Origin of the sequence: Prochlorococcus sp. MIT 0701, assembly GCF_000760295.1 — a bacterium.
GTDB lineage: Bacteria > Cyanobacteriota > Cyanobacteriia > PCC-6307 > Cyanobiaceae > Prochlorococcus.
On sequence record NZ_JNBA01000024.1, the window covers coordinates 55,315 to 67,492 of the forward strand.

At 51.2% G+C, this 12,178-nt stretch carries 8 protein-coding genes; 3 read left to right on the forward strand and 5 right to left on the reverse strand.

Going from position 1 to position 12,178, the window contains the following annotated elements; genetic code table 11:
- Nucleotides 1–38 precede the first annotated feature (38 nt).
- Both uvrB and EV12_RS05815 read left to right on the forward strand, forming a co-directional pair.
- On the forward strand, nucleotides 39–2,078 hold the full coding sequence (uvrB, locus tag EV12_RS05810; RefSeq protein ID WP_036913203.1) for an excinuclease ABC subunit UvrB: 2,040 nt from the start codon (nucleotides 39–41) through the stop codon (nucleotides 2,076–2,078).
- A gap of 350 nt (nucleotides 2,079–2,428) precedes the next feature.
- Complete coding sequence (locus tag EV12_RS05815) at nucleotides 2,429–2,638, forward strand: hypothetical protein (protein ID WP_036913206.1); 210 nt, start codon at nucleotides 2,429–2,431, stop codon at nucleotides 2,636–2,638.
- A 57-nt stretch (nucleotides 2,639–2,695) separates the two neighbouring features.
- Here the strand turns inward: EV12_RS05815 and EV12_RS05820 are convergent, their stop codons facing one another.
- The gene (locus EV12_RS05820) at nucleotides 2,696–4,483 is read right to left on the reverse strand and encodes an aspartate kinase (RefSeq protein ID WP_036913208.1); all 1,788 of its coding nucleotides are present in this window, start codon (nucleotides 4,481–4,483) and stop codon (nucleotides 2,696–2,698) included.
- A gap of 48 nt (nucleotides 4,484–4,531) precedes the next feature.
- A complete protein-coding gene (gene holA, locus EV12_RS05825) occupies nucleotides 4,532–5,542 on the reverse strand; it encodes a DNA polymerase III subunit delta (RefSeq protein ID WP_036913211.1) in 1,011 nt (336 codons plus the stop codon).
- 65 nt (nucleotides 5,543–5,607) lie between these two features.
- Between holA and EV12_RS05830 the strand changes: the two genes are divergently transcribed.
- Entirely contained in the window at nucleotides 5,608–6,243 is a 636-nt protein-coding gene (locus tag EV12_RS05830; RefSeq protein WP_036913214.1) for a precorrin-8X methylmutase, read from the forward strand.
- Nucleotides 6,244–6,318: 75 nt separating this feature from the next.
- Here the strand turns inward: EV12_RS05830 and EV12_RS05835 are convergent, their stop codons facing one another.
- The 3 genes from EV12_RS05835 to mutS form a co-directional block, all read right to left on the reverse strand.
- The gene (locus tag EV12_RS05835; protein ID WP_036913217.1) at nucleotides 6,319–8,820 is read right to left on the reverse strand and encodes a S8 family peptidase; all 2,502 of its coding nucleotides are present in this window, start codon (nucleotides 8,818–8,820) and stop codon (nucleotides 6,319–6,321) included.
- 163 nt (nucleotides 8,821–8,983) lie between these two features.
- Complete coding sequence (locus EV12_RS05840; RefSeq protein ID WP_241477275.1) at nucleotides 8,984–9,247, reverse strand: hypothetical protein; 264 nt, start codon at nucleotides 9,245–9,247, stop codon at nucleotides 8,984–8,986.
- Between the two features lie 136 nt (nucleotides 9,248–9,383).
- Nucleotides 9,384–12,167: a DNA mismatch repair protein MutS gene (gene mutS / locus EV12_RS05845; protein ID WP_036913328.1), complete on the reverse strand. Its 2,784-nt coding sequence runs from the start codon at nucleotides 12,165–12,167 to the stop codon at nucleotides 9,384–9,386.
- Nucleotides 12,168–12,178 lie beyond the last annotated feature (11 nt).

The window sequence follows — 12,178 nt, forward strand, 5'->3', positions numbered from 1 at the left end:
TCTCCTCATAAGCTAAGCGGCTGCCCGTTACGGCCCTAATGCCGAAGTATCACCTCAAGGCGCCCTATAGCCCGAAGGGGGATCAGCCCACTGCGATTGCTCGCTTGGTTGAGGGGGTCAATCAGGGCCAGCGTTATCAGACGCTTTTAGGAGCGACAGGTACGGGTAAGACATTCACGATTGCCAATTTGATTGCTCAGACTGGCCGTCCGGCTCTTGTCTTGGCTCATAACAAGACGCTTGCTGCCCAACTTTGCAATGAGTTCAGGGAGTTCTTTCCTGATAATTCTGTTGAATATTTTATTTCTTACTATGATTACTATCAGCCCGAGGCTTACGTGCCTGTTAGTGATACCTACATAGCTAAAACAGCTTCGATCAATGAAGAAATTGATATGCTACGTCATTCAGCGACGCGTTCGTTATTTGAGCGTAATGATGTCATTGTAGTGGCCTCAATCAGCTGCATTTATGGTCTAGGTATTCCTAGCGAATATCTAAAGGCTGCTGTCAAGTTTAAAGTTGGTGAAACACTCAATCTCCGCAGTGCATTGCGGGAGTTGGTTGATAACCAATATAGCCGAAATGACTTTGATATTACGCGTGGTCGTTTTCGCGTTAGAGGGGATGTTTTGGAGATTGGCCCTGCTTATGAAGATCGGCTAGTGCGAATTGAGCTTTTTGGTGATGAGGTAGAGGCAATCCGTTATCTGGATCCAACAACAGGTGAGATTTTGCAAAGCTTGGAAGCTATTAATATTTATCCAGCCAAGCATTTTGTGACTCCTAAAGAGCGATTGAATGTTGCAGTTCAAGCGATTCGTGATGAGCTGCGTGGGCGTTTGCAGGTGCTCAATGAACAAGGCAAGCTTTTGGAAGCGCAGCGTTTGGAGCAACGCACTGCCTACGACTTGGAGATGTTGCGGGAGGTTGGTTATTGCAATGGTGTTGAAAACTATGCTCGCCATCTGGCTGGCCGTCTCGCGGGAACGCCTCCTGAATGCTTGATTGATTACTTCCCTGATAATTGGTTATTGGTGGTTGATGAAAGTCATGTGACATGTTCTCAGCTGAAGGCGATGTACAACGGCGATCAGGCTCGTAAGAAAGTTTTGATTGAGCATGGTTTTCGATTGCCTAGTGCTGCTGATAATCGTCCTCTCAAGAGTGAGGAGTTCTGGATGAAGGCGAGGCAAACCGTATTTGTTAGTGCGACGCCAGGTGATTGGGAACTCCAGCAGAGTGATGGCCAGTTGGCTGAACAGGTGATTCGGCCCACAGGGGTTCTTGATCCTTTGGTGGAAGTGCGACCAACGCATGGTCAGGTCGACGACTTGTTGGCGGAAATCCGTATCAGAGTAAAGAAGCAGGAGAGAGTTTTAATCACCACCCTGACCAAACGTATGGCGGAAGATCTTACCGATTATCTGGCGGAGAATGATGTGCGCGTTCGTTATCTACACTCGGAAATCCACTCAATCGAACGGATTGAGATTATTCAAGATTTGCGATTAGGCGAATATGATGTTCTTGTGGGTGTCAATCTTCTCCGAGAAGGTTTGGATCTTCCGGAGGTGTCGTTAGTGGTCATTCTTGACGCTGATAAGGAAGGTTTCTTGCGAGCAGAGCGGTCGCTGATTCAGACCATTGGTCGTGCGGCTAGGCATGTGGATGGGATGGCACTTCTTTATGCAGACAACTTGACAGATTCGATGGCAAGAGCGATTAGTGAAACTGAGCGAAGACGCGAGATTCAAAAGGCTTACAACGAGCTGAATGGCATCGTGCCAACGCCAGCGGGTAAGAGAGCGAGCAATTCGATCCTCTCGTTTCTCGAGTTATCAAGGCGCTTGCAGACGGATGGTAAAGATGCTGACTTGGTTCAGATTGCTGGGCGGGCTGTTGATTCGCTCGATTCAGATCACGATTTTGGCTTAGCCCTGGATGCTCTACCTGAGTTGATTGATCAGCTTGAAACGAAGATGAAGGCAGCTGCTAAGCAACTCGATTTTGAGGAAGCAGCCCAGCTGCGTGATCGCATCAAGAAACTCAGACAGAAGTTGATTCGCAATACTTGATCATGTGCGATTGTTCATGCGATCCCCTTATGTAGAAAGTACCTTTTGTTTGCATTCCATCTGATAGTTGTAGTTGTCGGAAGTTTGATCCTTGTTCATTAGCCTGAATGGCGCGGTTTTTTTAACCAAGACAACGACTTGAGGAGTCTTTAGCGAGTTTTTCTGTAGCCGAAATAAGCTCGAAACAACTTTGAGCTGGGCGGCCTATTGAGCTCGTGGACGAGTTCATTGAGGCAGGGCCGCGAATTGGTGTAAGGGTGCTTAGCGGTGCACCTGATGAGCTCGCAAGAATGCCAGCCATAGGGCTTTAAATGGCTCATTGGGCACTTATTAGATTGCGGTGAAGGCCGATGTCTCTAGAGGTGCTCTGTCTCTTGATTAGTAATGAGTTCATCCATTTGCTTCAGCATCTGTATGGTGATCTAAAGGGTGTTGAGCCATTGGGATGGCTCGTCTCTGCTGAGGCTGTTAGCCGTTTTGGTTCATTGCAGGAAGCTGAGGCCTATACCATTCAGAACAAGACTGGAAGGATGTCGCACGTTTATTTGAAGCTGAATTAATCCATTAAAACCGGATGTCTTTCTGCTGAATGATTGCCTAGCTGACCTTCTCAGCCATTACAAGTTGCTTTGTACTGGATAACCAGCCTCTTCACCCAGCCCAAAGCCTTTATGCACTGATTGCAGCGCCTTGACCCCATCGGGTTCAGCCACCACGCAACTTGTGCGGATTTCACTGGTGGCGATCATGGCGATATTGATCTTTGCATCTGCGAGAGCTCGGAACATCCGCCCTGCTGTACCTGCGGTGGCGGGCATGCCTGCACCCACTGCGCTCACCCTGGCGATTGCAGGACCGTCTTCCAGATTGGCTCCTGGCCATTGCGCAAGTAGGGGGGCAAGAGTCTTATTGGCTTGCTCTCGCTCATCGCGCTTGAGGGTGAAGCTGATATCCCGGCTTCCATCCTCATGTTGTCGCTCCGATTGCACGATCGCATCGAGGCTGATTCCTGCCTCTGCCATCGCTGAACAAAGAGCTGCTGCTGTCCCAGGCCGATTCGGCACCCCTCGCACACTTAGCTGGGCCTGACCTTGATCGAGTGCTACGCCTCGAACTTCTGGTTCACCTTTGCCGTTGACCAAAGGATTGATGCGTACTTGGCTGTCGCTGAGTTCAAAGGCTGTGCTGACTGCCCGCAGGGCTTTGCTTCCCAGCGTTGCATCGATTACGCAGCTGACTTTCACCTCACTGGTGGCGATCAGCCGTAGGTTGATTCCTGCCCGTGAGATCGTGTCGAAAAGGCTTGCGGCGATACCGGGGCGTCCCATGATTCCTGCTCCGCTGATGCTTAGTTTGCTCATTCCGGCTTCAGCTGAGAGTTGGCCACCGACGGTTTTAAGCAGCCCTTCGCAAAGTGAGTGGGCTTTAGCTAAGTCGGCTTCGGCCACTGTGAAGGCAATGTCATTGCTGTTGCCTTCATGGGTTGATTGGATGATTAGGTCCACATTCACGCCATCGCTAGAGAGGTTCTCAAAAAGTGTGGCTGCCACACCCGGTTGATCGGGCATGTGAGAGAGGGCGATCACCGCTTGACCTTCGGCAAGTTCAACGCCATCCACAGGCCGACCAAGCTCTAGACCTTCTCGACCGAGGGGGCGCTTTGATTTGCTGGTGAGCTTGGTTCCGGCTTCGTTGCTCCAGCTAGAACGCACGACCAGGGAGACTCCAAAGTTGCGGGCGATCTCGACCGCACGGGGGTGCAATACGGAGGCGCCCAGACTGGCCAGCTCAAGCATCTCGTCGCAACTCACTTCTTGCATCAGTTGGGCATCGCTTACCTGACGTGGATCACTTGTGAGTACTCCTGGTACATCGGTGTAGATCTCGCAGGCATCTGCTCCTAGGGCGGCTGCTATGGCAACTGCAGATGTATCTGAACCACCGCGGCCGAGGGTGGTGATCTCTGCGGTGCCAACGCTGCTTAGGCTTGTGCCCTGGAAGCCTGCCACGACTACCACCTTGCCAGTGCTCAACAAGGATTGCAGTCGCTCAGTGCGGACGTCTAGGATCCGAGCGCGGCCATAGGCAGACTCTGTCACGATGCCCACTTGGGCTCCAGTCATCGAAATGGCTGGTATACCCAGTTCATGCAGTGCCATTGAAAGCAAGGAGATCGAAACCTGTTCTCCTGTGGCTAGCAGCATGTCCATTTCCCGTTGAGGGGGATTGCTGCTGATCACTTTCGCTAGGGCTGTGAGTTCATCAGTGGTTTGGCCCATAGCGGATACCACAATCACCAGGTCGTGGCCGAGATCTTTGCTGGTCGCAATCCGCTCAGCGACGGCTTGGATGCGCTCGACGTTTCCGACGGATGACCCGCCGAATTTTTGCACCAGCAATGCCATCCATGCCTTTGACACACGTTCTGATTATTTCAGCGTGTCGTCACTGGATTAGGGAGTGCTGAGTAACCCGTCGCGGAAGGCATCAGTAGGGATTGCACCTCGCTTGAGGGCGGCTTCTACTTCAAGCAAGCGACTGAGCAGGGTGAGGAATCGCTGCGGTGGCCGCCCCTGTAGTTGTTTGCGCATTACGTAGATCCGCTTGGGATTGCCAATGCCTGCTGCTTTGGCAATCACGTTCACATCTCGTTCCCCTTGCTGCTCCAGCAAACTCACCCAAAGCCAACCTCTGATTTGGCCTGTCAAGGTGGCCACGATGCGAAGTGCTGGCTCACCGGCCTCCAGTAGTGCATCCAGACGGGCGATCGCTTCTCCGGCATGGCCTGCCAAGAGGGAATCGCCAACCTGTAGTGCATTGGTGGCCATTCCCTCAATCAGCGCGGCTACGTTTTCGGCTTTAATCAAAGTTGGTGATTGATGAGCAGTTGCGCGTTCTTGGCGAATGTCGGCATGGAGAGCCAGTTTTTGCAACTCTGCGTTGAGTCGCGTACTGTCATTGCCGATGGCTTCCACCAGCGCTGTAGTGGCTTCAGGCTCCAGCTGCAGACCTAAGTCGCGGGCGGTGCGTTCCACCAGCTCCTGCTGACCGGCACCATCCCAGATCGCCGGCAGGAGAAAGCTTTTTTCGCTGGCTTGCTTCAACTTCACAAGCTTTTGTAAGGCCTTCGTTGTTCGCAGCCGGCCGTCTGGTTTGTTGGGGTTGCATAGCACCAGGTGGCTGGTTTCTGGAATCAGATCCAGTACGTCTTCGAAACGATTGGCCAGTTCGCTCGGGCAAGCGTTGCAGAACGGACTGCGCTGTAAAAGCACCAGTCGTCCGCCACTTCCGAAGGGTGGTGTGCGTGCTTCTGTCAAGGCTTGGCTGGCTTGCCCAGCATCAGCTCCATCGAGGCGGCTGAGGTTGATGCTGCTCCATGCTTGATCGACAACATCGCCGATCAGAGTCTCGATGGCGTGGTCTCGGGCGGCGGCATCATCGCCCCAGAAGAGATGGATCGGCATTGCAGCGGCAGACCGAAGATCGTTATCTGATGATGCTTGATGTCTATCGGGCTTAAGGCAGAAACGTGAAGTCGCTTGATCATCCGATCTTCACGGAAAGCATTCGCCGCATTCGGGAGCAGTTGGGTGTAACGGGTTTGGATCCCTTGCAGCAGCAGGTGTTGGAGCGTTTGATTCACAGCAGTGGGGATTTTGGCCTAACTCCTTTGCTGCGCTTTACTCCAGAGGCTTGTGAGCTTGGGCTGGCTGCTTTGCAGGCCGGAGCGCCAATTATCACCGATACGGCCATGGCGGCTGTAGCAGTGCGTCCGATGGCGTTGCGAACGTTGAAGCCATCTGTAAGAAGTGTGCTCGAGTGGGCGCCGGATGATGCACCAAACGGTTCCACGCGAACAGCCGAAGGCTTGCGATGCGCATGGCAAGAATTGGCGGCTAAAGATGTGGATCAACAAGCGCCGATTGTGCTGATTGGTAGTGCACCAACGGCTTTGGAAGCTTTGTTGGATCTGGTGTCTACAGGTGCACCCCCTCCTAGCCTGATTATCGGCATGCCTGTTGGGTTTGTAGGTGTATCTGACAGCAAGCGGCGGTTAGCTGTTAGCGGACTGGCTCATATTCGCTTAATGGGTAGTCGGGGTGGGGCTGGTCTGGTTGCCGCGACGGTCAATGCTCTTTTACGTCGTGCTTGGTTGTATCAATGAGATTGAAGTCCTAAAAAAAGCCCTGGACATATGCCCAGGGCGATGAAAGTAGAAACGCTTAGAAAGCGTTGTGAATCAAGCTAGAAAATCCGTATTGCTGTAGAGACTGGCTAATTCATGATCGACTGAGAGGGCATGCGAGCGACGAACTGCAGATTCAGCATTGATTGTGCCTGCACCGTAGGTGTCGTCACGCCCTGGATCTCCTAGATCCATGGCACTTGTTGTCAGGATTTCTCTAACATCACCCCCACTCAGGTCTGTATTTTCGCTCCAAACAAGAGCAGCAACTCCAGCGGCATTGGGGTTTGCACAAGAGGTTCCGCCGTAGGTTCCAATTACACCATTGGCATCAATTGCCTTACTATCTGTTGGTGCTACTAATGTGAGGTTGTCGCCTGCATTGGAATAACCAGCAAGTTGAGTACCTGTCACATTAGTAAGTGAACCCCCAGTAATTGCATCGATTTCTTCTGTGCCTGTGAACTGCAGAGCACCGATACTTGCAACATTGGCATGGGATGTTTGGAATGGTGCCAACCCACCTGCTCCAGCCACGGAGGTTTTGTCGCCATCATTACCTGCAGAAGCAGCAAAGAATGCATAACTTTCAGTTTCATCTAGGCTTGCTGTCATTTCGGCAGTGGTGAAGTCACTACCCCCGAAACCCGCGCCGTTTTGGAAGACTAAACGTTCGCCACAATTGCGCTTATCTTTTGCATCTTCTATGGAATCTAGTACACCGTCAGCCCAAACATTGTAGGCAACAAGTTGACTTCCGGGAGCAATGCCTGCCAGGTTTTGATTGTCATGCTTAGCTGCCATCACACTCATCGCTCGATGACCATGAGAGTTGCTTGATTTTGCACTTTCGTTTTGAACATGTGAGATTTCATTATGAGCATCAGTGACACTGCCTGCAACATCATTAAGACCAGTATCTAGAGATACAAGCTTGACATCTTCAGAACCTTTGTTGAATCTCCAAGCACCGGAAACATCCATAGCATTTAGATTCCATTGTTCTTTTGTACTGTCGCTCATTCCTTCTCTAATGCGGTAGCTATCGTCTTCGGTGGTGATCTTCTCAAAACCTTGCAGATAAATCTCATCCCCATTGGTGAGGCTCAAGATGTCGAAAGCTGTGCCTTGATAAATGGCCTGTTCGCCGATCGTTGTGTAATCAGTAAGACTACTGAAGCTTTCGCCATTGAAGCTCTTGATGTCTGCACTATCAATACCATTGAGTATTAGTTCGTCGGTTCCACCACGCGCCTTGTAAATTCTAGCTGAATCATATTCAGAACCTACCCACCCCAAGGTATCCATATCATAATAATTAAAAGTATTGGCTTCAATATCACCATCAAATGTACTCCAATCAAGCGCATCAATCATTGTTAGTGTTTCATCAAAGTCTTCTATATTTTCCCTCATGCTACCGAACACAGCATCAATATCTACATCAAAGTCCCAGCTACTGCGTCTATCTAGGAAGCTTTCAGAGGCTTCTATTTTTCCGTTAAGATCGACAAGAAAACGATCTTCTGAGAGATCTAGGGTATATGCGCCTAGATCTATATTCTCTCCCGTAGTCGTGTGAATTGCATTGACTTGAGCTTCAACACTGCCAATCTTCATTGTTGACATTGGGCCCCAACTCCAGCCAAAAATATCTGAGAAATCCAACCTGTTATCATTTAAGAAATCACCATCATAATTGATTCTGATTGCACCATCTTCAAACACTTCTTTTTTCGTGCCGTCGTGTGATGCATCATAAATTCGGGTATAACCATAATCAAATAGACTTTCTACACTCAAGTCCCATGGCTTGATACTTATACTTAAATCGACATCGTATGGTCGTGGGATATGTTTGAAAGATTGTCGATTAAAGCCTTTGCTAAATGGGTTGCGTGAACCACCTTCTTCGCCAGCTTCATGTTCACCGCTTGTAAGATCTTCTGGAAACTCCTGTTGAGCTTTTCTTGCCATCCAGTTTTGTTTATCCATGGAAAACCTGTTTTCTTCCCTTTCGAATTGGCCTTGATGATTGAAATCATCGCGTGATTCATTGCGATCATTTTGATTGCCCCTGAACGAGGAATTTCCACGGTTGCTAGAATCAGGATCTGATGCATCGTGATTGTGCTGATTGGCCATGGAATAGAAGCCTCTATGATTGAATGAACCAAACGGCTGTCTTAGGCGTAGGCCAAATGTGTTTTGGGCCGGCTGATTCCCTAGAATCGGATCTTCTAGGCTCGTGGCATTATGAACATTGAATGTTTCTTGCCTGTCAAAAGATAGATTGCCCTCGCGATTAGAATTTTCTGTTTTGTTGTTTGCATTTGATGCTTCCCTCGCTTCGAGCTCAAAGGGCTGTTCTCGTTCAAGCCTCTCGCTACTATTATAGTAATAGTGGCTTGAATGCCCTTCGCTAATTTGATTGTTCTGATTTTCTTTTGGCTTTGCCAAATTCAGTGATTCACTGATGAAGTCTCTGCTCTTTGATTGCTTGTTAGTTGTACCGATAGTTCTGAAGAGTCGTTTCATGATTGTAGAAAAGGCCATGCCTTTTAAATGACTCAATCAATTTTCATCAATGTTATGAATTTAGATGTGATCTAGAACTTTTTGAGTCGAGCACTTGCTCACATTCAATCGTGACGTAGCTCACATCTTTATTTTGCAAAACGATTGATTGGAAATGATATGGATTGTGAATTTTATTTTTCTAGATTAATCTTGATACTGATGCTATGAATAGCTTGGTTTTCATCTTTCTATTGTAATGCTGCACTTTTAGAGGGACACCGAGTGGATGAATGAGGTCTGGCTTGATCAGTCCTTGATCAGAGAGATAACGCTCTAGACGTTCCTGATCATTTAGCCCATGCTGTTCGCAGAAATTCGCAATCGGCTGATCAGGTTTTTCGGCGGGTAACTGAACAGCTTCGCAGTCTTGATCAATGACCATCCTCTGCACGAGTGACCTCAACAGGTTTTACTTCGAAGCAGAACCACAATGTCTTTGGGGAGCATTTTGAGGCTCTCCCGAACGCTCTCTTTGAGGTCGTCCACGATGTTTTTTGGCGCGAATTGAGGCTAGTGGGTCGGTGTTAGGCGAAAGGTTCTCAGCCTTGCCTCTTGATGGTTTTCGAGCTTGGCAGGGCTTGCAGAGAGGAGTCATCGTCTTGGAGCTCAGCCAACACCTGCCTTGCTCGTTGCACCACGTCATCCGGTACACCAGCTAGACGGGCGGCTTCAATGCCGTAACTGCGATTTGCACCGCCTGCAGCCACCTGATGTAGGAACACCAGGTCGTCGCCTGTTTCCTCCACCAAAACTTGAGAATTGGCGACATTGGTCAGCTCTTGGCTCAGCCCATTGAGTTCGTGATAGTGGGTCGCGAACACAGTGCGGCTTCTAAGATCTGTTGCCAGGTGTTCGCTCACCGCCCAGGCAATGGAAAGGCCATCAAAGGTGGCAGTGCCACGTCCAATCTCATCGAGAAGCACTAAGGAACGATCGCTGGCGTGATGGAGAATATTGGCCGTTTCTGCCATTTCCACCATGAAGGTGGACTGTCCTGCCGCTAGGTCATCGACGGCGCCGACGCGGGTGAAGATGCGGTCTGCGATGCCAACACGGGCCTGCTTTGCAGGCACCCAACTACCCACCTGGGCTAGCAACTGTATGAGGCCGATTTGACGCAGGTAGCAGCTTTTGCCACTGGCATTTGGGCCGGTGAGTACGACGAGGTCGATGGCCTTGCCAAGTTCTACATCGTTAGGGATGAAGGACTTCTCTACCAGTAGTTGTTCCACCACTGGGTGTCTGCAGGTTTTGAGCTGTAGTTCTCTGCTGTTATCGATCTCTGGGCAGCAATAGTCTCCAGTGGCGGCTACTTCTGCTAGCCCGACTAGCGCATCGAGTCCTGCCACGGCCCGGGCTGCTTTACGGATTGCAGTTGCCTGTTGGCCCACTTGCTCGCGCAATTGGCAGAACAGTTCGTATTCCCGTTGGCAGGCCCTTGCTCTGAGCTGGAAGATCTGCCCCTCCCGGGTTTTGAGATCTGGTGTGATGAAGCGTTCTTCGTTGGCCAGGGTCTGCCGGCGGATCCAGTGGTCCGGCACCATGGAAGCCTTGGCTTTGCTTACGGCTAGGAAGTAGCCGAAGGTACGGTGGTATTGAAGGCGCAGATTAGGGTTGCCACTGAGTTTGCGTTCTTGGACTTCCTGACCTGCAAGCCAGGTGTCCTGGTCATCCAATTGATTGCGCAGGCCATCCAGCAGCGGATCGACGTTGTCGTGCATGAGGCCTCCCTCGCTGAGGCTGAGCGGTGGGTTATTGATCAATTGCTCGCGGATACTCGCCGCCAGCTTTGGCAGGCTCTTATCCAGAGTCAGCAAGTTGTCGAGCCAGTGTGGGGCAGAGCTCAATGCATTGTGTAATTGCTCTGCTAGCCGTGGTAATCGTTCAATGCCATCGGCAATAGCCACTAGCTCACGGGCACCAGCATGACCGGCGCCGGCCCTGCCGGCCAGCCGTTCTAGATCTCCCATCGGTCGCAGCAAGCGTCGAAGTGACTGCCGCAGGGAGCGAGTCTCCACGAGATGGTTCACCACCGATTGACGGGCGCGGATGGCTTTGCTGTCTAGAAGGGGGGCTTCGATCCAGCGGCGCAGGCAGCGGGCTCCCATTGCGGTGAGGGTACGGTCTACGGCCCACAGCAGTGACCCTTGAAACTGGCCGTCCCGCTGGGTGCTAGTGAGTTCTAGGTTGCGTCGGGTTTGGGCGTCGAGCACTAAGGCATCGTCGGCGAACACTGTGAGCGGATGTTCCAGTGGCATCGGGGCGATGCCTTCATCGACGTTTTCAGCGAGAGGTTGGGTGTCTCTTAGATAAGTCAGCAGTCCCCCGGCGGCCCTTAGTGCTAAAGGCACCTCTTGCAGCCCTAGACCATCAAGGGTGCTAAGCCGGTAATGATTGAGCAGCGTTCGCTCGGCCTCTGGCTGGCTGAAGGGGGTATTGGCCATCCTGGTCAGGAATAGCTGCTCCGGACACCAGGCAGGTCTGCTGCTTTCTCCGATCTGTTGAGCCATGATCAGTTCCGAAGCCTCTAGCTGAGCCAGGTGTTGGTGCAGCTCAGCGCTCCCCTGCCGTTGAGTGACCAGAAACTCACCTGTGCTGACATCGGCGTTGGCTAGACCCCAGCAAAATGGTTGGTTGCCTTGTGCTGGCTCAACCACAACTGCTGCTAGCCAATTGTTGCGGCGAGCTGTCAGCATGCCTTCTGCAAGAACCGTTCCTGGGGTGAGCACCCTGGTGATGTCACGTTTGAGCAGTGCGCCTTTGCTTGGAGTTGTTTCCAGTTGGTCACAAATGGCCACGCTTAGCCCATGGCGGATCAAGTCGGCGCAATAGCGCTCTGCAGCGTGGTGGGGGACGCCTGCCATCGGCACACGACCGATCCGTTTACCACCTTCCTTGCCAGTGAGAGTCAGCTCCAGCAGTCTTGAGAGCTGAATGGCATCTTCAAAAAAGCATTCAAAAAAATCGCCAAGTCTGTAGAGCAAGATCCTTTCGGGATGTTTGGCCTTGAGTTCCACGTAGTGACGCAGCATTGGCGTGAGCTGCTCAGGGTTGACGAGGCTGTGGTGTGCCCAGGCGGGTAGGTCGTTGTCGTTATCGGCTGTTTCGAGTTGCTCTTGGCTTTCAGAATCAAGTGGGATGCTTGGAACGGATGTTGGCTTATGTCGATTGCGGGGCCTTTTTAGGGATTCCTCGACGAGTTCTTGATCAGAGAGATCGTTACTCAGAGCCCGTGTCATGGTTTCTGCGCAGCTTTCAGCGTTTGACTGCGGTCCCAGATCACCAAACAGACTGCCTTGCAACAACTCTGCGTTGGCAGTCATTGGATCATCCT

Excerpts from the sequence above, each read along its gene's own strand:
- uvrB (WP_036913203.1), top strand. The coding sequence starts at position 39 with ATGCCGAAGTATCACCTCAAGGCGCCCTATAGCCCGAAGGGGGATCAG.
- EV12_RS05815 (WP_036913206.1), top strand. The coding sequence starts at position 2,429 with ATGTCTCTAGAGGTGCTCTGTCTCTTGATTAGTAATGAGTTCATCCAT.
- EV12_RS05820 (WP_036913208.1), bottom strand. The coding sequence starts at position 4,483 with ATGGCATTGCTGGTGCAAAAATTCGGCGGGTCATCCGTCGGAAACGTC.
- holA (WP_036913211.1), bottom strand. The coding sequence starts at position 5,542 with ATGCCGATCCATCTCTTCTGGGGCGATGATGCCGCCGCCCGAGACCAC.
- EV12_RS05835 (WP_036913217.1), bottom strand. The coding sequence starts at position 8,820 with ATGGCCTTTTCTACAATCATGAAACGACTCTTCAGAACTATCGGTACA.
- mutS (WP_036913328.1), bottom strand. The coding sequence starts at position 12,167 with ATGACTGCCAACGCAGAGTTGTTGCAAGGCAGTCTGTTTGGTGATCTG.